Here is a 24,470-nt window from a genome sequence, read left to right as displayed (position 1 = left end):
ACAGTGGGAGCCCACCGGTTGCGCCCCACGGAGCGGCCGACGTCGAGAGGACCCTGCCCCGTCGTGTCGCTGCTCAGCTCGTTGACCGGGCCCGCCGACCTCCGGGCGCTGCGTCCCGACCAGCTCCCCGAGCTCGCCGCGGAGATCCGCGACGCCCTGGTCGCCGCGGTGTCCAAGACCGGTGGCCACCTCGGCCCGAACCTCGGTGCGGTCGAGCTGACGATCGCCGTCCACCGGGTGTTCGAGTCCCCGCGCGAGCCGATCGTCTTCGACACCGGCCACCAGGCCTACGTGCACAAGCTGCTCACCGGGCGCCAGGAGGGCTTCGCCCAGCTCCGCCAGCGCGGCGGCCTCTCCGGCTACCCCAGCCGCACCGAGAGCGAGCACGACTGGGTCGAGAACAGCCACGCCTCCACCTCGCTGTCCTACGCCGACGGGCTGGCCAAGGCCTTCGCCGTGCGCGGGGAGAACCGGCCGGTGGTCGCGGTCATCGGCGACGGCGCGCTCACCGGCGGCATGCCGTGGGAGGCGCTGAACAACATCGCCGCCGCCGAGCGCCCCGTCGTCATCGTGGTCAACGACAACGGCCGCTCCTACTCCCCGACGATCGGTGGGGTGGCCGACGCGCTGGCCACGCTGCGGCTGCGCCCGGGCTACGAGGAGGCGCTGACCGCCGTCCGGCAGGCCCTGCACCGCGCCCCCGTCGTCGGCACCAAGCTCTACGACGCGCTGCACGCGATCAAGAAGGGGCTCAAGGACGTCCTGGCCCCGCAGGGCATGTTCGAGGACCTCGGCATGAAGTACGTCGGCCCGGTCGACGGCCACGACATCGAGATGATGGAGTCCGCCCTGCGCCGGGCGCGCGACTTCGGCGGACCGGTCATCGTGCACGCGGTCACCACCAAGGGGTTCGGCTACCCGCCGGCCGAGACCGACACCGTCGACGCCTGGCACTCCACCGGCGTCTTCGAGCCCGACAGCGGCCTGTCCTCGGCGGCCAAGGGCCCGGAGTGGACCGACGTCTTCGCCGACGAGATGGTGCGCATCGGCGCCGAGCGCTCCGACGTCGTGGCCATCACCGCCGCGATGCTGCACCCCACGGGCCTGGCGCCGTTCGCCGAGCGCTTCCCCGAGCGCACCTACGACGTCGGCATCGCCGAGCAGCACGCGCTCACCTCGGCCGCGGGCCTGGCGATGGGCGGCATGCACCCCGTCGTCGCGGTCTACTCGACCTTCCTCAACCGGGCGTTCGACCAGCTGCTGATGGACGTCGCGCTGCACGGCCAGCCGGTCACCGTCGTCCTCGACCGGGCCGGCGTCACCGGTTCCGACGGCGCCTCGCACAACGGCATGTGGGACATCTCGATCTGCTCGGTCGTCCCGGGCCTGCGGCTGGCCGCCCCGCGCGACGAGCCCACCCTCCGCGAGGCGCTGCGCGAGTCGGTCGCGGTGACCGACGGCCCCACCGTGGTGCGCTTCCCCAAGGGCGCGCTGCCGGTCGAGGTGCCCGCGCTCGAGCGGCTCGGCCCGGTCGACGTGCTGCGCCGCGGCGCCACGCCGGAGGTGCTGCTGGTCGCCTGCGGCTCCCTGGTGCCGATGTGCCTGGCGGTCGCCGAGCGGGCCGCCGACCACGGCATCGAGGTCACCGTCGTCGACCCGCGCTGGGTCGTGCCCGTCTCCGAGGAGCTGCGCACCCTGGCCGCCGGCCACCGTCTCGTGGTCACCGTCGAGGACGGCGGCCGGGCCGGGGGCGTCGGCACGCTGCTCACCCAGGCGCTGCAGGACGCCGACTCCGACGTCCCGGTGCGCACGCTGGGCCTGCCGCAGCAGTTCTTCGAGCACGGCAGCCGCGGCCAGGTGCTCGCTGACGTCGGCCTCACCGAGCAGGACGTCGCCCGCCGCATCGTCGAGTGGGCCGCCCGCGTCGCCGACCGCGCCGCCGGGTCCGCCGAGTCCGCGCAGGTCGAGGGCCAGCAGCAGTGACCGGCACGGTCATCGCCGAGATCCAGGTGGCCCCGTCGCCACCGGGTGGCGCCGACGACCCGCACGCCCACGTGGAGGCGGCGATCGCCGTCATGCAGGCCTCCGGGCTGCGGTCGGAGGTCGGCGCGCTGGGGACCACGCTGGAGGGCGACGCCGACACCGTGTGGGCGACCCTGCGGGCGGCGCACGAGGCGATGATCGCCGCGGGCGCGACCGGCGGGATCTCCCACGTCAAGGTCGCCACCGTCGATCGCACCATGGACTCGCTCACCCACGAGTTCCGCTGACGCACCGGGTCCGCGCGTACCGCCCTCCGTCGCCGGGCTCCGCGGTGGAGGAGTCCTGCGCAGCGAGCACTCCACAGCGGCGATTCGGCGAGCTGACGTAGGCGTCCCCCTGCACCAACGTCTGTCCCCCTGCACCATCGCTGGTGCAGGGGGACAGACGGTGATCAGGTCACCTGATCACCGTCTGTCCGCCGCGGTCAGCCCGGCAGGGACGCCACGCCGCGGGGGAGGAACCGCGCGCCGGTGACCGCCTCGGAGACGCCGGTGCGGTCCAGGTACGCCGAGATCCCGCCCAGCCAGAACGGCCAGCCGGCGCCCAGCAGCATGCACAGGTCGACGTCCTGCACGGCCTGCACGACGCCCTCGTCGAGCATCAGCCGGATCTCCTGCGCCAGCGCCCGTTCGGCCCGGTCGCGCAGCTCGTCGGCGGTCAGCGGGGAGTCGCCGCCGTCGATGCCGGCCAGCTCCGGGTCGATGACGCCGGGCTCGGAGTACATGCTGGTCTTGCGCAGCTCGACCATCCGCCGCAGCCCGGTGCTGACGCCGTAGCGGTCGGGGAACGCCTCGTGCATCCGCTCCGCCACGTGCAGCGCGACGGCGGGCCCCACCAGCGACAGCAGCTCGAACGGCGTCATCGGCAGCCCCAGCGGCTCCAGCGCCTTCTCCGCGACCGCCACCGGCGTGCCGGCGTCCACGGCGGCGGTGACCTCGCCGAGGAAGCGGGTGAGCAGCCGGTTGACCACGAACGCCGGGGCGTCGGCGACCAGCACGCACGACTTCCTCAGCAGCTTGCCGACGGCGAAGGCGGTGGCCAGCGTCGCGTCGTCGGTGCGCTCGGCGCGCACCACCTCCAGCAGCGGGAGGACGGCGACCGGGTTGAAGAAGTGCAGGCCCACGACCCGCTCGGGGTGCTGCAGGCCCGACGCCATCTCGGTCACCGACAGCGCCGAGGTGTTGGTGGCCAGCACGCAGTCGGCCGAGACGACCGCCTCGACCTCGGCGAACACCTGCTGCTTGACCGACAGCTCCTCGAACACCGCCTCGATGACCAGGTCGGCGTCGGCGAAGGCGTCCTTGGACAGCGAGCCGGTGACCAGGCCGGTGAGCCGGTTGCGCGCGTCGGCCGACAACCGCCCGCGCTCGGCCAGCTTCGCCAGCTCCGCGTGCACCCAGCCCACGCCCTTGTCGACGCGGGCCTGGTCGACGTCGGTGAGCACGACGGGCACCTCGAGCCGGCGGGCGAACAGCAGCGCCAGCTGGGAGGCCATCAGCCCGGCACCCACCACGCCGACCTTGGTGACCTTCCGGGCCAGGCCCTTGTCCGGTGCGCCGGCCGGCCGCTTGGCCCGCTTGTTGACCAGGTCGAAGGAGTACAGGCCCGCGCGCAGCTCGTCGCTCATCAGCAGGTCGGTGAGGGCGTCGTCCTCGGCCGCCGTCCCGGCGGTGAACCCGGCGTCCCCGGCGCGGGCCAGGTCGAGCAGCTCGACGGCCCGCAGGGCACCGGGGGAGGCCCCGCGGGTGCGGGCGGCGACGACGCCGCGGGCGCGGGCGATCGCGTCGTCCCAGCCGGTGGTGTCGGGCTCCCGGCGGGTGACGGTCACCTGGCCGGAGACCACGCCGGCGGCCCACTCCAGCGACCGCTCCAGGAAGTCGGCCGGCTCGAACACGGCGTCGGCGATGCCGAGCTGCGCCGCCTTCGGGCCGGGCGTCGTCTTGTTCTGGGCGAGGGCGTTCTCGACGATCACGGTCACCGCGGCGTCGATGCCGGTGAGGGCCGGCAGCAGCTGGGTGCCGCCCCAGCCGGGCACCAGGCCGAGGAAGACCTCGGGGAAGGCGACGACGGCGGTGCTGGCGATGGTGCGGTGGTGGCAGTGCAGCGCCAGCTCCAGGCCACCGCCGAGGGCGGCGCCGTTGACGAACGCGAACGTCGGGACGGTCGAGTCCTTGAGCCGGCGGAACACCCGGTGCCCGGTCTCGGCGATCTCCCGGGCGTCGGCCGCGGAGCCGATCGACGGGATGCCCGACAGGTCGGCGCCCACGGCGAAGACGAACGGCTTGCCGGTGACGGCGATCGCGACGGGGGAGCGGGCCTCGACCTCGTCCAGCGCCGCGTCCAGGGAGGCCAGCCCGCCCGGGCCGAACGTCGACGGGCGGGTGTGGTCGTGCCCGTTGTCCAGCGTGATCAGCGCCAGCTCGCCGGCCAGCCCGGGCACGGTCAGGTACCGCACCAGTGAGCGCGTGACGACCTCGTCGCTCATGCCGTCTCTCCGTTCCAGTTCGGGTTCTCCCAGATCACGGTGCCGCCCATGCCGATGCCGATGCACATCGCGGTCAGCCCGTACCGGACGTCGGGCCGCTGCGCGAACTGCCGGGACAGCTGGGTCATCAGCCGGACGCCGGAGGAGGCCAGCGGGTGCCCGACGGCGATGGCGCCGCCCCACGGGTTGACCCGCGCGTCGTCGTCGGCGATGCCGAAGTGGTCGAGGAAGGCCAGCACCTGGACGGCGAAGGCCTCGTTGAGCTCGAACAGCCCGATGTCGCCGATGGACAGGCCGGTGCGGGCCAGCGCCTTCTCGGTCGAGGGGATCGGGCCCACGCCCATCACCTCCGGCTCGACGCCGGCGAAGCCGTAGCCCACCAGCCGCATGCCGGCGGTCAGGCCGAGCTCCTCGGCGACCTCCTCGGCGGCCAGCAGGCAGCCCGTGGCGCCGTCGTTGAGCCCCGCGGCGTTGCCGGCGGTGACGTGCCCGTGCGGGCGGAACGGCGTGCGCAGGGTGGCCAGCGCCTCGAGCGTGGTGCCCGGTCGCGGCGGCTCGTCGACGGTGGCCAGGCCCCAGCCGGCCTCGGCCGACCGGGTGGCCACCGGCACCAGCTCGGGCCCGATGTGCCCGTCGGCGACGGCGGCGGCGTACTTCTGCTGGCTGGCCACGGCGAACGCGTCGGCGCGCGCCTTGGTCAGGTGCGGGAAGCGGTCGTGCAGGTTCTCCGCCGTCGACCCCATCACCAGCGCCGAGCCCTCGACGATCTTCTCGCTGACGAACCGCGGGTTGGGGTCGACGCCCTCGCCCATCGGGTGGTGGCCCATGTGCTCGACGCCGCCGGCGATGGCCACGTCGTAGGCGCCGAAGGCGATGCCCGACGCGGTGGTGGTCACGGCGGTCATCGCGCCGGCGCACATCCGGTCGATCGCGTAGCCGGGCACCGAGCGGGGGAGCCCGGCGAGCAGAGCGGCGGTGCGGCCGATGGTCAGGCCCTGGTCGCCGATCTGGGTGGTGGCGGCGATGGCGACCTCGTCGACGCGCTCGGGCGGCAGCGACGGGTTGCGGCGCAGCAGCTCCCGGATGCAGCGGACGACGAGGTCGTCGGCCCTGGTCTCGGCGTAGAGACCGGTCGGGCCGGCCTTGCCGAAGGGGGTGCGCACGCCGTCGACGAAGACGACCTCGCGCAGCGAGCGGGACATGGGACCTCCGCGTTGAGTTCCGGTACCGGCTGCAGGAGCCCCGGCGCGGCCGAAGTTACCCGCAGGTAACTCCGTGGCCAACCCCTCCTCGTGAGGAGCGTCGGTAACGGTCCGGCAACGGGATCCGCATGTGCTTGCGGTCACAACCAACCGGGTTCACGATGCCCACCGAAACGCTTCCGGATCAACGACGAAACGGTAGGACCCCCATGGCGCGTCAGCGCACCCTGATGACGGCTCTCGCAGCCTCCCTCGTCTTCGGCCTCGCTGCTTGTGGTGGCAGCGACGAGCCCGCCACCGGCGGGGACGCCGCGGCCAGCGGCAGTGGCGGCGCAGCCGCCGTCGAGGGCAAGGTCGGCGTGATCCTCCCCGACACCGAGTCCTCCCCCCGGTGGGAGTCCTTCGACCGGCCGCTGCTGGAGAAGGCGTTCCAGGACGCCGGTGTCGAGTACCAGATCGACAACGCCCAGGGCGACGCCCAGCGGATGCAGACCATCGCCGACCAGATGATCACCTCCGGCGTCACGGTGCTGGCCATCGTCAACCTCGACAACGCCTCCGGCGCTCAGATCCAGAGCCAGGCCGCGCAGCAGGGCGTGGCGACCATCGACTACGACCGGCTCACCCTCGGTGGCTCGGCCGAGTACTACGTGTCCTTCGACAACACCGAGGTCGGCCGGCTGCAGGGTCAGGGCCTGGCCGACTGCCTCGGCGACAAGGCAGCGAACATCGTCTACCTCAACGGCTCGCCCGACGACAGCAACGCGACGTCGTTCTCCAACGGTGCGCACGAGGTGCTCGACAAGATCACGAACTACACCGTCGTCGGCGAGCAGGCCGTCCCCGGCTGGGAGGCCGCGCAGGCCGCCACGATCTTCGAGCAGATGTACACCCAGAACGGCGGCAACATCCAGGGCGTCCTGGCGGCCAACGACACCCTCGCCAACGCCGCGATCCAGACCCTGCAGCGCAACGGCCAGGCCGGGCAGGTGCCGGTCACCGGTCAGGACGCCTCCGTGGAGGGTCTGCAGGCCATCCTGGCGAACCGGCAGTGCATGACGGTCTTCAAGCCCGCCGCCGACGAGGCCAACGCGCTCGCCGAGCTCGCCATCTCGCTGATCAACGGCGAGGAGGCCCCGAGCATCGTCAACGGCGAGTCCGAGGACGCCGAGGGCGGCCGCCAGGTCCCGTCGGTGCTGCTCGACCCCATCACGATCACCCGGGACAACGTCAAGGAGGTCGTGGACTCCGGCCAGGTCACGGCCGCGGACCTGTGCACCGGTGAGTTCGCCGCCGCCTGCACCGAGCTCGGCATCCAGTAACCACTCCTCCTCGGGGCGTCCTCCTCTTCCGGGGAGGGCGCCCCGAGGGTTGTTCCAGGAAGGAACACGCATGACCGTTCCGCATGCCGAGGGCGGGTCGCCGATCCTCGAGCTCCGCGGCGTCGACAAGAGCTTCGGCGCCGTCCAGGTCCTCCACGGGGTCGACCTGAAGGTCTATCCCGGCAAGGTGACCGCGCTGGTCGGTGACAACGGCGCCGGCAAGTCGACGCTGATCAAGTCGATCGCCGGCATCCACCCGATCGACGGCGGGCAGATCCTGTTCGACGGCCAGCCGGTGTCCATCACCGGGCCGCGCGACTCCGCCGCCCTCGGGCTCGAGGTCGTCTACCAGGACCTCGCGCTCGCCGACAACCTCGACGTCGTCCAGAACATGTTCCTGGGCCGCGAGCGCAAGCACGGCATCGTCCTCGACGAGGCGTCGATGGAGCAGGCCGCCCGCGACACCCTGGCCAAGCTGTCGGTGCGCACGCTGAAGTCGGTGCGCCAGCTGGTCTCCAGCCTGTCCGGTGGGCAGCGGCAGACGGTGGCCATCGCCAAGGCGGTGCTGTGGGAGTCCAAGGTCGTCATCCTCGACGAGCCCACGGCGGCGCTCGGGGTGGCGCAGACCCGGCAGGTCCTCGACCTGGTCCGCCGGCTGGCCGACACCGGCCACGCCGTCGTCTTCATCTCCCACAACATGGTCGACGTCTTCGAGGTCGCCGACCGCATCGCCGCCCTCTACCTGGGGCGGATGGCGGCCGACGTGCCCATCTCGACCGTCGACCGCGCCCAGGTCATCGAGCTCATCACCGCGGGACGCTCCGGCGACATCGGCCTGGCTCCCGCCGTCTCCGAGGTGGTCTGACCCATGGCGAGCAACATCGTCCCCACCAGCGACCTGGAACCGGGCGGCGCTGCGCCGTCGGGCTTCGAGCGCGACCGCGCCGCCGGGTCCCTCGGTGGCGTGGTGCGGGGCTACCTCGACCGGCTGCGTGGCGGTGACCTCGGCGCGCTGCCGGCGGTGCTGGGGATCGTCGTCCTGACGCTGCTGTTCTACGCGCTGCGTCCCGAGACGTTCCTGACCCCGCTGAACATCACCAACCTGATCATCCAGGCCGCGCCGATCACCCTGCTGGCGATGGGCCTGGTCTGGGTCCTGCTGCTGGGCGACATCGACCTGTCGGCCGGTGTGGTCAGCGGCGTGTGTGCCGCGGTGATGGCGCAGCTGCTGGCCCAGCAGGGTGCGCCCTGGTGGGTCGCGGTCCTGGCGGCGCTGGTCACCGGTGCGGTCATCGGCCTGTTCACCGGCACCCTCGTCGCGCTGATCGGCATCCCGTCGTTCGTGGTGACGCTGGCGCTGTTCCTGGCCTTCCAGGGCGTCACGCTGCGGATCATCGGCCAGGGCGGCACCGTGCCGATCCGGGACGAGACCATCCGCGGCCTGACCAACAGCTACATCCCCGTCGGTGCCGGCTGGGCGCTCGCGGCGGCCGTGATCGCCGCCTACGCGGTGCTCCAGCTCAACCGCTGGCGCACGCAGCGCAGCAAGGGCCTCGACAGCCAGCCGCTGGTGGTCGTCGTCGCCCGGATCGTGCTGATCGCGGTGATCGTGCTGGTGCTCACCGCGATCCTCAACGCCGACCGCGCGCTGTCGCGGGCGGTGGACCTCAAGGGCATCCCGTACGCCATCCCGGTCGTGATCGTCCTGCTGCTGGTGCTCACCTTCCTGCTGGGCCGGACGACGTTCGGCCGGCACGTCTACGCGGTGGGTGGCAACTCCGAGGCCGCGCGACGGGCCGGCATCAGCGTCACCAGGATCCGCATCATGGTGTTCATGCTGGCCTCGTCGATGGCGGCGGTCAGCGGTCTGGTGGCCGCCGCGCGGCTGAGCTCGGTGACCCCGGGCTCCGGTGGTGGCAACACGCTGCTGTACGCGGTGGGTGCGGCCGTCATCGGTGGCACCAGCCTCTTCGGCGGCCGCGGGCGCATCCGTGACGCGGTCCTCGGTGGCCTGGTGATCGCCATCATCGACAACGGCCTCGGGCTGCTGCAGGTGTCGGCGTACCTGAACTACATCATCACCGGTGGTGTGCTCCTGCTCGCCGCCTCGGTCGACGCGCTCGCGCGCCGCCGGGCGGCGGCCGGGAAGAGTTAGCGCCCCTCCCGACCCGACGGGGCGGTCCGGCGACGACGACGTCGCGGGGCCGCCCCGTCGCTCGTTCCGGGCGGTCCTGATCCGCTACCGTCCAGCCACGGACGACGGACGGAGCGCTCGATGGCCGGTTCCCGCACGGCACTGGTCAGGGCCCAGGCCGGCATGTGGCGCTCGCTGTGGTGGGCCCTCCGGCGCCGTCGCGCGGTCGGGCCGGGGGAGCTGGCGCTGCCCTACACCTCGCGGATCGGCGTGATGCTCTGGGTGACGATCCTGCTCAGCCCGGTCGAGATCGTCGCGGTCCACCTGCTGCTGCCCTGGCACGTGGTGCGGACGGTCGTCCTGGTCGTCAGCCTGGTGTCGCTGGTCTGGATGCTCGGGCTCACCCTCGCGCTCCAGCAGCGGCCGCACGTCCTCGGCCCGGACCGGCTCGTGCTGCGGTTCGCCCACCTGCGGGAGGTCGTCGTCCGGGTGGCCGACGTCGCCGATGCCCGGGCCGCGACGACCGTCGACCACCCCCGGACGCTGGAGGTGGGCGAGGGCTCGGTCTCCCTCAGTGTGCTGGGGGAGAGCAGCGTCCGGCTCCGGCTGGAGCCGGGGGCGACCGTGCTGGTCGACGGTGCCCCGGTCCCCGCCGAGCAGGTCACGTTCTTCGCCGACGACCCGCGCCGCGCCGTCCGCGAGCTCCGGGCCCGCCCCGCCGAGCGCGCGCTGGACTGACGGCGCGGCCGGCGGGTCAGCCCGCGGCGATCGCCTCGACGAGCAGCCCGCCGGTCAGCTCGACCTGCCACTCCCGGGCGCCACCGGCACGCAGCGCCGCAGCCACCGAAGCAGCGTCGGCGGGCCGCGGCGGGGTCCACATCAGCCGGCGCACCAGGTCGGGGGAGAGCAGGTTCTCCACCGGCACCGACCACCGCTCGGACACCTCGGCCAGGCTCGCGCGGGCGGCCTTGAGCCGGGCGGCGGCCGCGGGGTCGCGGTCGGCCCAGCGGTTGACCGGGGGAGGGCCGTCCCCGGGCCGGCTGTGCAGCGGCAGCTCGGTCTCGGGCAGCTCCCGGCCGCGGGTCAGCGCGCCGAACCAGGTGGTCACCAGCTTGCGGTTGGCCCGCCCGCGGAACACCGGGAGCTCCAGCAGCGCGCCCTCGCTCTTCGGGTCGGCCTGCACCGCGGAGACCATCGCGGAGTCGGGCAGCACCCGGCCGGGGGCGATGTCGCGGCGCCGGGCGAGGTCGTCGCGGGCCTGCCACAGCGACCGCAGCATGCCCAGCTGACGCCGGCTGCGCAGCCCGTGCATGCCCGAGGTCTTGCGCCACGGGTCGACCTTGGCCGCCGGCGGGCCCGCGGCCAGGATCGCCTCGAACTCCTGCCGGGCCCACTCGGTCTTGCCCTGCTCCTCGAGGATCCGGGCCAGCTCGTCGCGCAGCTCGACCAGCACCTCGACGTCCAGCGCGGCGTAGACCAGCCAGTCCTCGGGCAGCGGGCGGGTGCTCCAGTCGGCGGCGGAGTGGCCCTTCTGCAGCGACAGGCCCAGCAGCGACTCGACCACCGCGCCCAGGCCCACCCGGGGCAGCCCGGCCAGCCGCGCGGCGAGCTCGGTGTCGAACAGCCGGGTGGGGACCAGGCCGATCTCGGCCAGGCACGGCAGGTCCTGGTTGGCCGCGTGCAGCACCCACTCCGCGTCGGCGATCGCCGCCTGCACGACCGACAGGTCCGGCAGCGGCACCGGGTCGATCAGCCCGGTGCCGGCCCCGCCCCGGCGCATCTGCACCAGGTAGGCGCTCTGGCCGTACCGGTAGCCCGACGCCCGCTCGGCGTCGACGGCGACCGGACCGCTGCCGGCGGCCAGCGCGTCGGCGTAGGCGACCAGCGCGGTCGAGGTCTCGATGGTCGGGGGCAGCCCGTCGCGCGGTGCCAGCAGCGGGACCGCCGTGAACTCGGGCTCGACCGGCGTCTGCTCGGCGTCGGCGGGGAACTGGTCGGTCGGGCTCTCGCTCGTGGTGTCCACCTCGGTGGTCGGGTCGCTGGTGCTCGGGTCGGTGCTCAGTTGATGACCCCGGAACGGATGCCCAGCGCCACCATGTGCGCCCGGTCGCCGGTGCCCAGCTTGCGCGCGATCCGGGCCAGGTGGCTCTTCACGGTCAGTGCGGACAGGTCCACCTTCTCGCCGATCTCCTTGTTCGTAAAACCGTCGGCCACCAGCCGCAGGATGTCGCGTTCCCGTGCCGACAGCTCGCCGACAGCCTCCTCCACCCCCGTCTGGGTGAGGCCCTGGGCCAGGCTGCTGGCGATGCCCGGGTCGGCGTAGACCTCCCCGGACAGCGCCGCGCGCAGGCCCTCGGTGAGGGTGGCCAGCGGGCTGCTCTTGAGCAGGTAGGCCTGCACGCCGGCCAGGAAGGCCGAGCGGACCACCGAGGGGTCGGTCACCGAGGTCAGCACGGCCGTCACCGGCCACCCCTCGGTGCGCAGCGTGGGCAGCAGCTCCAGGCCGCGGCCGGGGTCACCGCCGCGGCCGGCGCTCTCCGGCCCGGCCTCGGGCAGGTCGACCTCGAGCACGCACAGCGCCCGCGGACCGGACACGTGTGCCCGCACCCGCGCCTCCTCCAGCCCGGCGGCCTCCTCGACGTCGCGCGCGCCCAGCGTGCGCAGCCGGCCGGCGAGCGCCTCGCGCAGCAGGGGGGAGGGGTCGACGACGAGGGCACTGGCGTGCGGGCCGAACAGGACGCCGTCCGACCACGACCTGCCCAGCGACATCGACCCTCCCGTCGTCGGACCGGTCCCATGACGGTGTGAGCAGCAGCTCGACGCTCGACGTCCGGACCGGCGTGTCCGCGCACCCGGCGCAACGGGCGTTGGGCCGAGTGGAGTACGGCCGGGAGTCTATGCGTCGCTGGCGACGGTCTGCGCGCTCGTGCCCAGCAGGTGGACCCCCGCCGGGGGGAGGCCGGCGGCGTTGGCGAGCACGTCGAGGAAGGCGGTGAGGTGCCGGTCCAGGTCGGTGTCCTCCGCCGTCCAGGACGCGCGGATCTCGACGTCGACCGAGTGCTCGGGCGCGGCGATGGAGCCGAAGCGGGTGGAGGCGGTGCGGGTGACGGTGCCCCCGACCGCGTGGTGGCCGGCGCCGGACTCGGCCAGGGCGTCGGTCAGCCAGCTCCAGGCGACCTCGGAGAACATGCTGTCGTCGACCATCTCGGAGTCGGTCGTGGCCGTGACGTAGCCGACGCAGCGGGTGGTGCCCTGCCAGGCCTCGTGGCCCGCGGGGTCGAACAGCACGATGAACCGGCCGCTGGCCAGCTCCTCGTCGTCGTCGGCGGGGTCGGCGATGCTCATCCCGATCGCGTGCGACCACGGCGCGAGCCGCTTGGGTGCCGGGATGGACTCGAGCACGACCTCCGCGCGCGGACGGACGGTGGCCAGCGCCTCGAGAGCGGCGCGGAAGTCCGCGGGCACCGGCGGAGTGGTCCCGTCCTCCGGGCTCTCCCGCTGCTGCGCCACCCCCGCAGGGTAGGTCGCCCACCACCGGTTGACCGCACCCGACGCGCCGCCACGGTGAGCCGGCGCACAGCCGGTGCCCCCGCACGGGCGGCGCGCGGCCGGCCGCGGACCGGTCTGGGAGGATCGGCAGCCGTGGGAACAGCTGCAGGACCGGCCGCCGACTCCGACCTCGTCCGCGCCGCCCGCGGCCTGCCCGTGACGCGCACGCCGGTGTGGTTCATGCGCCAGGCCGGCCGCTCGCTGCCGGAGTACCGCGCGCTGCGCCGGGGGACGGCGATGCTGCAGGCCTGCCAGGACCCCGACCTGGTCACCGAGATCACCCTGCAGCCGGTGCGCCGGCACGGGGTGGACGCGGCGATCCTCTTCTCCGACATCGTGCTGCCGCTGGTCGTCGCCGGCGTCGACATCGAGATCAAGGCCGGCGTCGGGCCGGTCATCGCGAACCCGATCCGCAGCGTGGCCGACGTCGACGCGCTCCCGCCGCTGGAGCCCGACCGGCTGGGCTTCCTGGCCACCGCGGTGCAGCGGCTGGTCGCCGAGCTCGGTGCGACGCCGCTGATCGGCTTCGCCGGGGCGCCGTTCACCCTGGCCACCTACCTGATCGAGGGCGGCCCCTCCAAGGAGCACGCCCGCACCAAGGCCTTCATGTACGCCGAGCCCGAGGCCTGGCACCGGCTGCTCGACCACCTGGCGATCTCGGCGGCCACCTTCCTGCGCACCCAGGTGGACGCCGGGGCCAGCGCCGTCCAGCTCTTCGACTCCTGGGCCGGGGTGCTGTCGGCCGCCGACTACGCCGAGCGGGTGCTGCCGCACTCGCGCGCGGTGTTCGACGGCCTCGGCGACCGCGACGTCCCGCGCACCCACTTCGGGGTGGGCACCGGGGAGCTGCTGGCGCTCATCGGCGACGCCGGCGCCGACATGGTCGGCGTCGACTGGCGGGTGCCGCTGGACGAGGCCGCGCGCCGGGTGGGCCCGGGCTACTCGCTGCAGGGCAACCTCGACCCGGCGGTGCTGCTGGCGGACCGCGAGACCGTCGACCGCGAGGTGCGCCGCATCGTCGAGCAGGGCCGGGCCGCCCGCGGGCACGTGTTCAACCTCGGCCACGGGGTCCTGCCCGAGACCGACCCCGGCGCCCTCACGCACGTGGTGGAGCTGGTCCACGAGCTGACCGCGCGATGACCCCACCCGCCCGCCGCACCCCGACGAGCCGCCTGGTCGTCGTCGGCGCCGGGATCACCGGCCTCACCGCGGCCTTCGAGTGGCGCCGCACCCACCCGGACGACGAGGTCGTCGTGCTGGAGGCCGGCGAGCGGGTCGGCGGCAAGCTCGACACGGTCGAGCTGGCCGGGCTGGGCTACGACACCGGCCCGGAGGCGATGCTGGCCCGGGTGCCGGAGGCGGTGCAGCTGGTCGAGCAGCTGGGCCTGGCCGACGAGCTGGTCGCCCCGCAGACGACGCAGGCCTCGATCGTGCTGCCCGACGGCCGGCACCCGCTGCCCGCGGGCACGCTGCAGGGCGTGCCGACGACGGCCGACGGGCTGGCCGGGGTGCTCACGCCCGCCGGCATCGAGCGGGTCCGCGCCGAGGCCGAGCTGCCGCCGCTGCACCTGGACGGCGACGTCTCCGTCGGTGGGCTGCTGCGCGAGCGGCTGGGCGACGAGGTGGTCGACCGGCTGGTCGAGCCGCTGCTCGGCGGCGTCTACGCCGGCCGGCCCGACGACCTCTCCCTCGCCGCGACCATGCCCGCACTGGCCGCGCAGCTGCCGGCGGCCACCACCGTGCTCGGGGCCGCCCTCGCCGCCCGGGACGCCGGGGCGCGCAGCCGCGGCGACGTCGACGGCCCGGTCTTCGTCACCGTCCGCGGCGGCGTCGGCTCGCTGCCCGGCGCGCTGGTGCAGGCCTCCGGCGCCGACGTGGGGCTGCGCACCCGGGTCACCGCGCTGCGCCGCACCGCCGGCGGGTTCGAGCTCGACCTGGCCGACGGCGGGACGCTCACCGCCGACGCCGTCCTGCTGGCCACCCCGGCCGGGCCGACCGCCGACCTGCTCGCCGACCTCGCCCCCGACGCCGTCGAGCCGCTGCGGGGCATCCCGTACGCCTCGATGGCCGTGGTCGCGATGGCGTTCCCCGGTCAGCCGGTGGCCGCCGGGTCCGGGCTGCTGGTGCCGCCGGTGACCGGACGGCTGGTCAAGGGGGTCACCGTCTCCTCGTCGAAGTGGCCGCACCTGTCCGGCGACGGGCTGCTGCGGGTGCGCTCCTCGGTGGGCCGGTTCGGCGACGACGCGGCCCTCCAGCGCACCGACGCCGACCTCACCGCCGCCGTGGTCGCCGATGTCGCCGACCTGCTGGACCTGGCGCGCCCCGAGCCGGTGCAGACCCGGTTGGTGCGCTGGACCGACGGCCTGCCGCAGTACCTCGTCGGGCACCCGCAGCGGGTGACGGCGGTCCGGTCCGCCGTGGCCGCCGTCCCGGGGCTGGCCGTCGCCGGGGCCGCCTACGGCGGGGTCGGCGTCCCGGCCTGCATCCGCGACGCCCGCGCCGCCGTCGCCGCCCTGGGCTGACCTCCGGCCGGACCGCTGCCCGCGCCGACGGTCGCCGCCAGGTGCGTGCGGCTGGTGAGATGCAGCTTGGCCAGGATGTTGCGCACGTGGCTCTCCACGGTCCGCTCGGACAGGACCAGGTGCTCGGCGATCTGGCGGTTGGTCAGCGCAGCGGCCACCAGCTCGGCGACCTCGCGCTCCCGCCGGGTCAGCGGGTCGCCGCGGCGCAGGGCCCGCTGGGCGCACTCGGCCAGCTCCGCCGCCTGCCGCTCACGGACCGGCATGCCCAGCCGGCTGGCCTCGGCCCGGGCCGCACGGGCCAGCGTCGCCGCCCGCGGTGCACCGGCGGGCTCCCCACGCGCCAGCAGCGCGCCGGCCAGCCCCATCCGGTCGTTCACCGCCGCCGGTCGCGCGTCGGTCCGGACGTCGCTCGCGAGCGCCTCCTCGAACCGGGCGATGGCCTCGTCCCAGTCGCCCCGGACGGCGGCGAGCCGGGCGAGCAGCGCGGCCGTGGACCCCAGGGCGTACACGCCGGCGCCCGTGCCGGCGACGGGCCGGCCGACCAGGCGGGTGAGCCGGTGCGTGGCCTCGGCGTCCGCGAACTCCTCGACCAGCGGCACGACGGTGACGACGACGCCGGGCCCGGCCGCGAAGTCGGGGTCGGCCAGGAGCTCCCGCAGACCGGCCCAGCGCGCCTCGGCCTCCTCCCGGTGGCCCAGCAACAGGGCCACGACCGCGCGGCTCGCCACCACGACCGGGATGTCGTCGACCTGGTCGAGCACGGCCAGCGGGGCCCCGGCCAGGACCCGCGGGTCCCCGGTCACCTGGGCGTGCCACTGCAGGAAGGCCCCGGACATGCCCACCGTCGACGGGTCGTCGGCCAGCTCGGACGCGCCCACCCTGCCCGCCTCGGCGTTCCACGCCACCGCTTCGGCGTACCGGCCGCGCCGGGCGGCGATCGACGCGCGCAACCGCAGGTCGTGCCACCGCACGAGCGGGAGGGGGGCGCGCTGCGCCAGGGCGGTCACCCGGTGCAGTTCCGTGTCGACGCCGCGGACGTCACCGAGCTCGAGGAACGCGTCGATCCGCCACTTGGCACCCCAGAGCTCGGCCAGTGGCCGGCCGGTGACCGTGGCGTGCCGCACCGCCAGGTCACCCAGCCGGGCCCGCTCGGCGGCGTCCAGCCCGTCCTGACCGGCCTTCATCCGGGCGCGGACGGCGTCGACGACCGCCGTCGCCTCGTTGGTCTCCTCCGCGAGGGCCAGCGCCTCGGCCGCCAGCCGGCCGGCTGCGGTCAGCCGCCCGGCGTCGGCCAGCACCGACGCATGCTGCGCCAGCAGACGCGACCGGAGGGCGGGCCGGGCGTCGACCGCCCCGTCGGCGAGCGCCCGCTCGCACATGGCGCCGACGGCGGCGGCCACCCCGGGCCCGTTGACGTCGTGGACGACGAGGGCCGCAGCGGCCACCAGCTCGGGTCGCCGGCACGCGGCGGCCGTCACGGAGGCCTCCGACGCGTGCCGCAGCCCGATCGCCAGCCGGCCCGCCCGGAACTCCGCCGTGGCCAGCTCCACGAGCAGCTCCGCCCGCTCGGACTCCCCGGCCCCGGCCCGCACGGCCGCGTCCCAGGCGGTGAGGAGGAAGCGGGCGGCCTCGTCGAGGGCCAGCGAGCGGGTGGCCGCCGTGGCGGCCCGCCGCGCCAACGAGGACGCGCGCCGCAGCGTCGTGCCGTCGGACGCGGCGCGGAGCCAGTGCCCGGCGACGATGCCGGCGCTCTCGTCGTCGACCCCGACGGACCGTTCCCAGACCTCGGCGACCCGGCGGTGCAGCGCCTCCCGGTCGCTGGGTGGGAGGTCGGCGTAGACGCCGTCCCGGATGACGGCGTGGGTGAACCGCCGCTGTCCCGGTGCGTCGGGCGCCGCGACGAGCACCCCGGCCCGGACGGCGGCGTCCAGGCCGGCGCGGACGTCGTCCGGAGGTCGTCCGGCCACGGCGGCCAGCAGGGCGGGGTCGACCTCCTCGCCGAGCACGGCGGCGGTCCGCAGCAGGTCGACCGCCCGGCCCGGCAAGGTGGCGAGGGACGTCCGGACCACGTGCCGCACCTGCGCGCCGACGTCCCCGCCGCCGGCCTGCGCGAGGACCTGCAGGTACAGCGGGTTGCCGCCGCACCGGCGGTGCACGTCGGCGACCAGCGCCTCGTCCACCGGCCCGGGCGTGGTCGCCGCGAGGTGGGCGCGGACGGCGTCCCGGTCGAGCGGGCCGAGGTCCAGGCGGGTGGTGCCGGGGCGGCGGAGGAGCTCGGGCAGTGCGGTCCCGAGCCGGTCCGGCCCGGTCGCCGGGTCCCGGTGGGTCCCGATCACGAGCAGCCGGGAGCGGTGGACCTCCCCGGCCAGGTGGTGCAGCAGGCGCAGCGAGGTCTCGTCGGCCCAGTGCAGGTCCTCCAGGACGACGACGAGCGGCTGCGCCGCGGCGGCCAGGAGCAGCGCGTCGGTGGCCGAGGCGATGAAGCGGAAGCGGGCGGCCTCGGGGTCGCCGGCGGGCCCGCCGGTCGGCTCCGTCCCGGCGAGGTCCGTCCCGGCGAGGTCCGTCCCGGCGAGCGCGACGGCGACGGCGGTGCCCACCTCGGGGCAGGCCTGCAGCACCCGGCGCCACGGCCACAGCGGCGGGGCACCCGGGTCGTCGACCGCGCGGCCCCAGACGACGCCGGGTGCCTGCCGCAGCGCCTCCTCGACCAGCCGGGTCTTGCCGATGCCGGCCGGTCCGCCGACGAGCAGGAGACCGCCGGACCCGGCGGCGGCGGCCCGCACGGCCTGTCGCAGCCGGGCCACGTCCTCGGCGCGGCCCACGAAGGGTGCCGGGCCGGTCGTCGGCTCCGTCACCGGCCGAGTATCGCGCCGCGTGGCCGGGCCCGGAGCGGATCTGCGTACCGGATCTCCGTGCTGGCACGGATGACCGCTGCCTCCCGGTGCCCGATCGTCGGGTGCACCGGACCGGATCGGCCGCTCCGGGAGGCCCAGGGGAGGTGCCCGATGTTCGCCACGATCCACCGTCTCCGGACTCGGCCGGAGGACGGCACCCCGGCGGAGGCCGGACCGGTCCACCCGGTCCCGCACCAGGAGCAGCGACCGGCTGGCCGGGTGGTGCTGGAGAGCCCGGACGGCGCGGTGCTGTCCTGCTGGGACACCGCCGAGGAGGCCGGTGCCGCCGTGGCAGCCACCCGCGGGGACGGCCGCTGGCCGGAGGCGCGCGCCTACCGCGTCGTCGACGTGTTCACCGGCGCCGCAGCGGGGGAGCAGCCGCGGCAGGCGCAGCTGACCTGGTTCGGCCCCACGGACCGGCACCGCGCCGACGCCCGGGACCGGGCCGGCCGGGAGCGGCTGTGGCCGGCTGTCGCCCGGGTCCCGGGCGTGGTGTGGGCCGTCGCGCTGCGCGGTGACGACGGGTCCTCGGTGGTCGTGGGCCTCGGTGCCGACGACGGGACGGCGGAGGCGGTGCAGGCCGCCGTGATGGGGACCGTCCTGCTGCCCTGGGAGGACCCGGCGGACCTCACCGGACCGGACCGGGTGGAGGTCCACCGTGTCCGGTCCGCGCAGCTGCCGGCCTGGACGACCGCCGGGGTGTCCCGGTGACCGGCCGTCTGGTCACGCCCCGCGTCCGGGCGGGCGTCTGGCAGGTGTCGGACAGCCGGACGACGGTGCGGTTCCGCGCCACCGGCCTCGGGCGCAGCGTCACCGGCTCGGTCGCCGTGTGCTGGGGGTGGGTCGAGGTGGACGGCAGCGGGGCCCCGGTGCGCGCCGGTGCCGAGCTGGACCTGGCGAGCGTGTGCACCGGCATCGCCCGCCGGGACGCCGACCTGCGCACGGCCCGCTTCCTCCACGTCGACCGGCACCCGAGCGCGAGCTGGACGGCCACCGGCTTCCGGCGGGTCGACGGCGGGTGGCTGGCGGACGGGGTGCTGTCGGTGCGCGGGACCCTCGCCCCGCTCGCCCTGCGGGGTGGACCGGTCGGGCCCACGCCCGACGAGGAGCACCTGCACGTCCGCGCCGACGGGGAGCTGGACCGGCGGACGGTGGGGATCTCCGTGCCGGCGCTCCTGGTCGGCCGGACCGTGCGGATCGAGGTCGATGCCCGGCTCGCCCTCTGACGTGGCCGGCGCCGCCCGCGGCGCGCGGGCCGGCCCAGCTGCTCCGGTGGGCGGTACGTGTCCCGTGCCGCACCCGCTGACCCGGCGCCCCCTCCCGGCGCGGACGGGCGACAATGGGGGCATGAGCGAGCAGACCGAAGAGCGCAGCATCGGCAAGCGGGCCAACGAGTTGAACGCCCGGATCCGCTACACGATGTGGTCGGTCTTCAAGCTGGCCCGCCCCCTCGCCGACGACCAGCGCCCGGCCGCCGCCGACGAGGTCAGCGCCCTGTTCGAGGAGCTGGCCGGCAAGGACGTGGTGGTCCGCGGGGTCTACGACGTCGCCGGGCTGCGGGCCGACGCCGACCTGATGATCTGGTGGCACGCCGAGGCGCCCGAGGCGCTGCAGGAGGCCTACGGCCGTTTCCGCCGCACCGAGCTCGGTCGCCGGCTCGACCCGGTGTGGTCGCAGATGGCGCTGCACCGCCCGGCGGAGTTCAACCGCAGCCACATCCCGGCGTTCCTGGCCGAGGAGGAGCCGCGCCGCTTCGTCTGCGTCTACCCGTTCGTGCGCTCCTACGAGTGGTACCTGCTGCCCGACGAGGAGCGGCGCGACATGCTCAAGGAGCACGGCATGCAGGCCCGGCCCTACCCGGACGTGCGCGCCAACACCGTCGCCTCGTTCGGCCTCGGCGACTACGAGTGGATGCTCGCCTTCGAGGCCGACGAGCTGTACCGCATCGTCGACCTGATGCGCGACCTGCGGGCCAGTCGTGCCCGCCGGCACGTGCGCGAGGAGGTGCCGTTCTACACCGGCACCCGCAAGGAGATCAGCGAGCTGGTCGCCGACCTGCCCTGAGGGAACCCCCCGTCCCGCTCACCCCGAGCGAACTCGGGGTGAGCCTCTGGACGGGGCCGGGTCAGGCCTCGGTGAGCCTGATGCTCACCGAGTTGATGCAGTACCGGTCCCCGGTCGGGGTCTGCGGGGCGTCGGCGAAGACGTGGCCGAGGTGGCTGTGGCAGCTGCCGCAAAGGACCTCGGTGCGCAGCATCCCGTACTGGGTGTCGTCGCGGAGGACGACGTTGTCCTGGGCGGACGGCTCGTAGAACGAGGGCCAGCCGCAGTGCGAGTCGAACTTGGTCTCGGAGCGGAAGAGCTCGGCGCCGCACGCCCGGCAGGAGTATGTGCCGACGGTCTTCGTGTCGACGTACTCACCGGTGTAGGGCCGCTCGGTGCCGGCCTGGCGGAGGACGGCGTACTCCTCCGGCGACAGCTCGGCGCGCCACTGCTCGTCGCTCTTGACGACCTGGGGCTGGTGGGCGGATGTGGTCATGACCCCACCGTACGGCGGCGCCGCCACCCGCGGGAGCCGCTCGCCCCGGGGGGTGAGCGGCGTCATCCGCCCAGGTCACCGGCCCGTCACCGGCGGTCATGCCCAGCGGCCGGCGGACCGGTGGCGGGGTGCTCGTACCGTGGACCCGGCGCCGCGACCGGTGGCGCCGCCCCCCACGGTGAGGACCCATGACCACCCCGCTGCCCTTGGCCGACACCTGGTTCACCCGCGACCTGCCCGTGCTCCGGGCGATCGCGCGCCTGATCGACGAGCCGCCGCACGGCAGCGCGCCCTACCTCGGCGCGGTCGTCCCGGCCAGTGGCCTGCCCAAGCCGCAGGTGGTGGGCGCGGCCAACGCGCTCGTCACCGCCGGGTACGTCGAGGCGCTCACCAACCACGCCGGCGAGATCGTCCGGTTCACCGCGATCTCGGGGGAGGCCCGCCGGCTCACCGGGCTGTGGCCCACCCCGCAGTCGGAGTGGGAGCGGCTGCTCGAGCAGCTCGAGGCCCGCGCGACCGGCGCGATGTCGGACCTGGAGCGGGAGCGCTGGCGGGCCTTCGCCGACGCCGCGGCCGCCGTGGGCCCGGACGCCGGTGCCTTGCTGATGTCCGCGCTCATCGGCGGGTACGTGCCGCGCGCCCGGTGAACGCGACAGTGCCCCCGCCCGGTTCCCCGGGCGAGGGCACTGTCGGTGGTTCAGAGGGCTGCATCCGCAGCCCGGTCCGAGATCAGACCGGGTTGACGTTCGCGGCCTGCGGGCCCTTCTGGCCCTGCTCGATGTCGAACGAGATGCGCTGGCCCTCGTCGAGCGAGCGGTAACCGCTGGTCTGGATGGCCGAGTAGTGGACGAAGACGTCCGGGCCGCCACCATCAGGGGTGGCGAAGCCGAACCCCTTCTCGGCGTTGAACCACTTCACTGTTCCTTCGGGCATTGCGCGCTCCTAGCTGAGGCTGTTCGTCGGGGTCCTGCCAGTGCGCAGGGCCTTCCCGACGTGGACGACCCTAGCTGCTCGGGGCTCTCCGTGGGTGATCGGGGCGCAAAGAGTTCTCCAGATCCGGGAATCCGCGGTCCGCGTGGGCTCAGAGCAGCCGGCCCGGTGGTGCCGCCGGCCGGGCGTAGGCGTTGTCGGCGTAGGCGTTCTCGCCCTCGCTGCGGCGTCGCCGCGCCGCCGGCAGCGCCAGCGGCGGGACGACCGGCTCGGCGCGCCAGGACCGGACGTCGATGGTGCCCGGGTCGGCCCACTCGGCGGTGGCCAGCCGGGCCTCCTCGACCCGGCGCAGCGCCCGCGCCCGGCGCCAGCGGTGGCCCAGGACGTCCGTCCCGACCAGCACGCCCACCAGGACGACGACGGTGAGGAAGGCGTTGGTCAGCGCGGTGGCGACGTCCAGCGGGGTGATCTCCGGCCAGGTGACCTGCTCCAGCTGGTACCCGACGACCTCGATGACGACGTACAGCACGCCGTACACCAGGAAGGTCACCCGCATCGCCCGCACCCCCGTCTCCTCGACCCGACAGGTCCTCAACGACAGCCGGTGCCCGCGAGGCGAGCCCGGGAGACGCCTGTGCGGCGCGGGTCCACCCCTCCGGGTGAGCCGGCCGGCCCCGCCGCGGCTCAGGCCTGGGCCGCGGCCTCCGGCACCGTGGGGTGCGACCTCTCGGAGGACCGCCCGGGATCGACCACCCAGCGTGAGCAGACCGCGATCGCCAGGCTGGTGAGCACCAGCAGCAGCAGCGCCGTCCGCAGCCCGACCGCACCGGCGGCCGCCCCGATCAGCGGGGGCCCGAGGAGGAAGGCCGGCCACTGCGCCAGCGCGGCGACCGCGACCCCCTCCCCGGCGGACAGGTGGGGCTGGTTGCCGGCCAGGCCGTAGACGGTCGGGGCGACGCAGCCCGAGCCGATGCCCAGCAGCGCGAACCCGGCGAAGGCGGCCGGCGGCGTCCCGATGCCGACGGCCAGGGCCGTCCCGGCTGCCGCGACCAGCGCCGACCAGCCCAGGAAGGCCCGCTGGCCGATGCGCTGGACGATCCGGTCGCCGGCCAGCCGGGAGGCGAGCATGGCCACGGAGAAGCAGCTGAAGGTCGCGGCGCCGGCCGCGGCACCGGCGTCCAGCGCGTGCGAGGTGTAGACGGCGCTCCACTGGCTGGCCGCGCCCTCGTTGATCGACACCAGCAGCCCGATGCTGGCCAGCAGCGCCAGCTGCGGGGACAGCCGCCGGCGCAGCGGACGCCCGCCTGCGCCGGCGGGGGCGGCAGGGGCGTCCGGCGGGGCCCAGCCCAGCGTGGCCACCAGCGCCGCGCTCAGCAGCAGCCCGGTGCCGGTGAGTTGCGCCGCGGGGGTGATGCCGGCGGCGGCGGCGAGGGTGCCGAGGATGCCACCGGCGAGCTGGCCGCCGCTGTAGGTGGCGTGGAAGACCGACATGATCCGCCGGTCGTAGCGGCGCTCGACCTGGACCGCCTGCGCGTTCATCGCGGTGGCCAGGAAGTTGCCGGCGAAGCCCTGGGCGACCAGCCCGGCGACCAGCGCCGGCGTGGAGGAGGCCGCGGCCAGCAGAGGCGCGTTGACCAGCAGCACCACCGCCCCGACCCGGCTCAGCCGGCGCGCACCGGTCCGGCCGACCACGAGGAAGGTCACCACCAGCGCCAGCAGCGAGCCGGCCGTCATCGCGACGGTGAGCACGCCCCACCGGGCGTCGGTCATCCCGGAGAGCTGGTCCCGGACGTCGGGGATGCGGGCCGCCCAGCTGCCCTGGGTGAGCCCGAGGGCGACGAACAGCAGGCAGACCGCGACGCGGTTGCGCCGATCGGTCGGGCTGGGGTGGACCGGCACCCCCCGATCGTCCCTCGCCGGCTGCGACCCGGCCCGCCCGGCGGCAGTGACGCCGGTCAGCCCCGCCCGTAGAGCCCGGTGAGCAGCGCCACCGCGGCCGGCGCGGCGGGGTGCGGGTCGGTGCGCCACCAGGCCAGCCGGACGGCGATCGGCTCGGCGTCCCGGATCGGCCGGTAGACCACCTCGGGACGGCGGTACTGCGCCGCGGTGCCCTCCGCGGTCACGCCGACGCAGCGCCCGGTGGCGATCGCGGTCAGCCAGTCGTCGACGTCGTTGGTGTGCTCGACCACCGGGCGGGCGCCCACCGGCCACATCTCCGGGGTGGTGGTGCCGGTGCGCCGGTCGACCAGCAGCGTGCGCCCGGCGATCTCGGCCATGGTCAGCGACCGCCGGCGGGCCCACGGGTCGTCGGCTGCCACGGCGCACAGCCGTCGCTCCAGGCCGACCAGGGCGCTGTCGAAGCGCCGGGCGTCCGGCTCGGTGCGCAGGACGGCGAGGTCGCAGGCGCCCTCGGCGAGGCCGGCGGTGGGCGAGTTGGTGCGCACCAGGTGCAGCTCCACCGCCGGGTGCGCCGCGGCCCAGCGGCGCTGGAAGTCCAGGGTGTGCCGGCCCATCGCCGACCAGGCGTGCCCGATGCGCAGCCGGCCGGTGCCGCCGGCGGCGTCGGCCACCAGCTGGTCGGCGTCGGCGAGCAGCCGCCGCGCCCGCGGCAGCACCCGGGAGCCGGCCGCGGTCGGGGTCACCTGCCGGGCGGTGCGGTGCAGCAGCCGGACGCCGAGCTCGGTCTCCAGCCCGGCCAGCGTGCGGGACACCGCGGCCTGGGACACCCCCAACGCGATCGCCGCGTCGGTGAACGTGCCGGCGTCGGCGATCGCCACCAGGCAGCGCAGGTGACGCAGCTCCACGGCCATGCGCGCAGCGTATGGCGCAGACGGAGATTGCATTGTGCGC

Annotated in this window: 23 protein-coding genes; 12 read left to right on the top strand and 11 right to left on the bottom strand. The window is 75.2% G+C overall.

Features of this window, described 5'->3' with window-relative positions:
• Window positions 1-63 precede the first annotated feature (63 nt).
• Both dxs and ACGBYP_RS17885 read left to right on the top strand, forming a co-directional pair.
• A complete protein-coding gene (gene dxs / locus ACGBYP_RS17890; protein WP_411586248.1) occupies window positions 64-1,983 on the top strand; it encodes a 1-deoxy-D-xylulose-5-phosphate synthase in 1,920 nt (639 codons plus the stop codon).
• Complete coding sequence (locus ACGBYP_RS17885) at window positions 1,980-2,270, top strand: MTH1187 family thiamine-binding protein (RefSeq protein ID WP_411586247.1); 291 nt, start codon at window positions 1,980-1,982, stop codon at window positions 2,268-2,270. Before dxs ends, ACGBYP_RS17885 begins: the two co-directional genes overlap by 4 nt.
• A 197-nt stretch (window positions 2,271-2,467) precedes the next feature.
• On the opposite strand, the gene ACGBYP_RS17880 is transcribed toward ACGBYP_RS17885, so the two are convergent.
• Together ACGBYP_RS17880 and ACGBYP_RS17875 are read right to left on the bottom strand one after the other, a co-directional pair.
• Window positions 2,468-4,528, bottom strand: a complete 2,061-nt coding sequence (locus tag ACGBYP_RS17880) for a 3-hydroxyacyl-CoA dehydrogenase NAD-binding domain-containing protein (RefSeq protein ID WP_411586246.1) — start codon at window positions 4,526-4,528, stop codon at window positions 2,468-2,470.
• A complete protein-coding gene (locus ACGBYP_RS17875; RefSeq protein ID WP_411586244.1) occupies window positions 4,525-5,730 on the bottom strand; it encodes a thiolase family protein in 1,206 nt (401 codons plus the stop codon). Before ACGBYP_RS17875 ends, ACGBYP_RS17880 begins: the two co-directional genes overlap by 4 nt.
• 230 nt (window positions 5,731-5,960) lie before the next feature.
• Here ACGBYP_RS17875 and ACGBYP_RS17870 point away from each other — a divergent pair, with 230 nt between their 5' ends.
• From ACGBYP_RS17870 to ACGBYP_RS17855, 4 genes are all read left to right on the top strand, one after another.
• Window positions 5,961-7,052, top strand: coding sequence for a sugar ABC transporter substrate-binding protein (locus tag ACGBYP_RS17870; protein ID WP_411586243.1), 1,092 nt, complete (start codon window positions 5,961-5,963; stop codon window positions 7,050-7,052).
• A gap of 70 nt (window positions 7,053-7,122) precedes the next feature.
• Window positions 7,123-7,917, top strand: coding sequence for an ATP-binding cassette domain-containing protein (locus ACGBYP_RS17865; protein ID WP_411586242.1), 795 nt, complete (start codon window positions 7,123-7,125; stop codon window positions 7,915-7,917).
• Between the two features lie 3 nt (window positions 7,918-7,920).
• Window positions 7,921-9,207: a sugar ABC transporter permease gene (locus ACGBYP_RS17860; RefSeq protein WP_411586240.1), complete on the top strand. Its 1,287-nt coding sequence runs from the start codon at window positions 7,921-7,923 to the stop codon at window positions 9,205-9,207.
• 120 nt (window positions 9,208-9,327) lie between these two features.
• Window positions 9,328-9,924 carry a hypothetical protein gene (locus ACGBYP_RS17855; protein ID WP_411586239.1) on the top strand — a complete coding sequence of 199 codons (597 nt, stop codon included), beginning with the start codon at window positions 9,328-9,330 and terminating at the stop codon, window positions 9,922-9,924.
• Window positions 9,925-9,940: 16 nt separating this feature from the next.
• Here ACGBYP_RS17855 and ACGBYP_RS17850 read toward each other — a convergent pair whose 3' ends face one another.
• From ACGBYP_RS17850 to ACGBYP_RS17840, 3 genes are all read right to left on the bottom strand, one after another.
• Window positions 9,941-11,209 (bottom strand): HRDC domain-containing protein, encoded by a 1,269-nt coding sequence (locus ACGBYP_RS17850; RefSeq protein ID WP_411586237.1) that lies wholly within the window; start codon window positions 11,207-11,209, stop codon window positions 9,941-9,943.
• 35 nt (window positions 11,210-11,244) lie between these two features.
• Window positions 11,245-11,955, bottom strand: coding sequence for a LuxR C-terminal-related transcriptional regulator (locus ACGBYP_RS17845; protein ID WP_411586235.1), 711 nt, complete (start codon window positions 11,953-11,955; stop codon window positions 11,245-11,247).
• Between the two features lie 126 nt (window positions 11,956-12,081).
• Window positions 12,082-12,696, bottom strand: coding sequence for a DUF3000 domain-containing protein (locus ACGBYP_RS17840; RefSeq protein ID WP_411586234.1), 615 nt, complete (start codon window positions 12,694-12,696; stop codon window positions 12,082-12,084).
• 132 nt (window positions 12,697-12,828) lie between these two features.
• Here ACGBYP_RS17840 and hemE point away from each other — a divergent pair, with 132 nt between their 5' ends.
• Window positions 12,829-13,875: a uroporphyrinogen decarboxylase gene (gene hemE / locus ACGBYP_RS17835; protein ID WP_411586232.1), complete on the top strand. Its 1,047-nt coding sequence runs from the start codon at window positions 12,829-12,831 to the stop codon at window positions 13,873-13,875.
• Entirely contained in the window at window positions 13,872-15,257 is a 1,386-nt protein-coding gene (hemG, locus tag ACGBYP_RS17830) for a protoporphyrinogen oxidase (protein WP_411586230.1), read from the top strand. The genes hemE and hemG overlap by 4 nt, the downstream gene beginning before the upstream one ends.
• Here the strand turns inward: hemG and ACGBYP_RS17825 are convergent.
• Window positions 15,191-18,112: an ATP-binding protein gene (locus tag ACGBYP_RS17825; RefSeq protein ID WP_411586229.1), complete on the bottom strand. Its 2,922-nt coding sequence runs from the start codon at window positions 18,110-18,112 to the stop codon at window positions 15,191-15,193. The genes hemG and ACGBYP_RS17825 overlap by 67 nt on opposite strands.
• 258 nt (window positions 18,113-18,370) lie before the next feature.
• Between ACGBYP_RS17825 and ACGBYP_RS17820 the strand changes: the two genes are divergently transcribed.
• The 3 genes from ACGBYP_RS17820 to hemQ all read left to right on the top strand — a co-directional run bounded on the left by ACGBYP_RS17820 (window position 18,371) and on the right by hemQ (window position 20,215).
• Complete coding sequence (locus ACGBYP_RS17820; protein WP_411586228.1) at window positions 18,371-18,862, top strand: hypothetical protein; 492 nt, start codon at window positions 18,371-18,373, stop codon at window positions 18,860-18,862.
• Window positions 18,859-19,377: a YceI family protein gene (locus tag ACGBYP_RS17815; RefSeq protein ID WP_411586227.1), complete on the top strand. Its 519-nt coding sequence runs from the start codon at window positions 18,859-18,861 to the stop codon at window positions 19,375-19,377. The genes ACGBYP_RS17820 and ACGBYP_RS17815 overlap by 4 nt, the downstream gene beginning before the upstream one ends.
• A 121-nt stretch (window positions 19,378-19,498) precedes the next feature.
• Window positions 19,499-20,215 carry a hydrogen peroxide-dependent heme synthase gene (gene hemQ, locus ACGBYP_RS17810; protein ID WP_411586225.1) on the top strand — a complete coding sequence of 239 codons (717 nt, stop codon included), beginning with the start codon at window positions 19,499-19,501 and terminating at the stop codon, window positions 20,213-20,215.
• Between the two features lie 61 nt (window positions 20,216-20,276).
• On the opposite strand, the gene msrB is transcribed toward hemQ, so the two are convergent.
• Complete coding sequence (gene msrB, locus ACGBYP_RS17805) at window positions 20,277-20,690, bottom strand: peptide-methionine (R)-S-oxide reductase MsrB (RefSeq protein WP_411586223.1); 414 nt, start codon at window positions 20,688-20,690, stop codon at window positions 20,277-20,279.
• A 188-nt stretch (window positions 20,691-20,878) separates the two neighbouring features.
• On the opposite strand from msrB, the gene ACGBYP_RS17800 reads away from it, so the two are divergent.
• Window positions 20,879-21,337 carry a hypothetical protein gene (locus tag ACGBYP_RS17800; RefSeq protein ID WP_411586221.1) on the top strand — a complete coding sequence of 153 codons (459 nt, stop codon included), beginning with the start codon at window positions 20,879-20,881 and terminating at the stop codon, window positions 21,335-21,337.
• Window positions 21,338-21,419: 82 nt separating this feature from the next.
• Here the strand turns inward: ACGBYP_RS17800 and ACGBYP_RS17795 are convergent, their stop codons facing one another.
• The 4 genes from ACGBYP_RS17795 to ACGBYP_RS17780 form a co-directional block, all read right to left on the bottom strand.
• A complete protein-coding gene (locus tag ACGBYP_RS17795; protein ID WP_014741881.1) occupies window positions 21,420-21,623 on the bottom strand; it encodes a cold-shock protein in 204 nt (67 codons plus the stop codon).
• 148 nt (window positions 21,624-21,771) lie between these two features.
• Window positions 21,772-22,176 (bottom strand): hypothetical protein, encoded by a 405-nt coding sequence (locus tag ACGBYP_RS17790; protein ID WP_411586220.1) that lies wholly within the window; start codon window positions 22,174-22,176, stop codon window positions 21,772-21,774.
• A gap of 128 nt (window positions 22,177-22,304) precedes the next feature.
• Window positions 22,305-23,519 (bottom strand): MFS transporter, encoded by a 1,215-nt coding sequence (locus tag ACGBYP_RS17785; RefSeq protein WP_411586218.1) that lies wholly within the window; start codon window positions 23,517-23,519, stop codon window positions 22,305-22,307.
• Between the two features lie 56 nt (window positions 23,520-23,575).
• The gene (locus tag ACGBYP_RS17780; RefSeq protein ID WP_411586216.1) at window positions 23,576-24,430 is read right to left on the bottom strand and encodes a LysR family transcriptional regulator; all 855 of its coding nucleotides are present in this window, start codon (window positions 24,428-24,430) and stop codon (window positions 23,576-23,578) included.
• Window positions 24,431-24,470 lie beyond the last annotated feature (40 nt).

Source organism: Modestobacter sp. SSW1-42, assembly GCF_046635825.1.
Lineage (GTDB): Bacteria > Actinomycetota > Actinomycetes > Mycobacteriales > Geodermatophilaceae > Modestobacter.
This window is presented reverse-complemented; position numbering and strand designations above follow the sequence as displayed.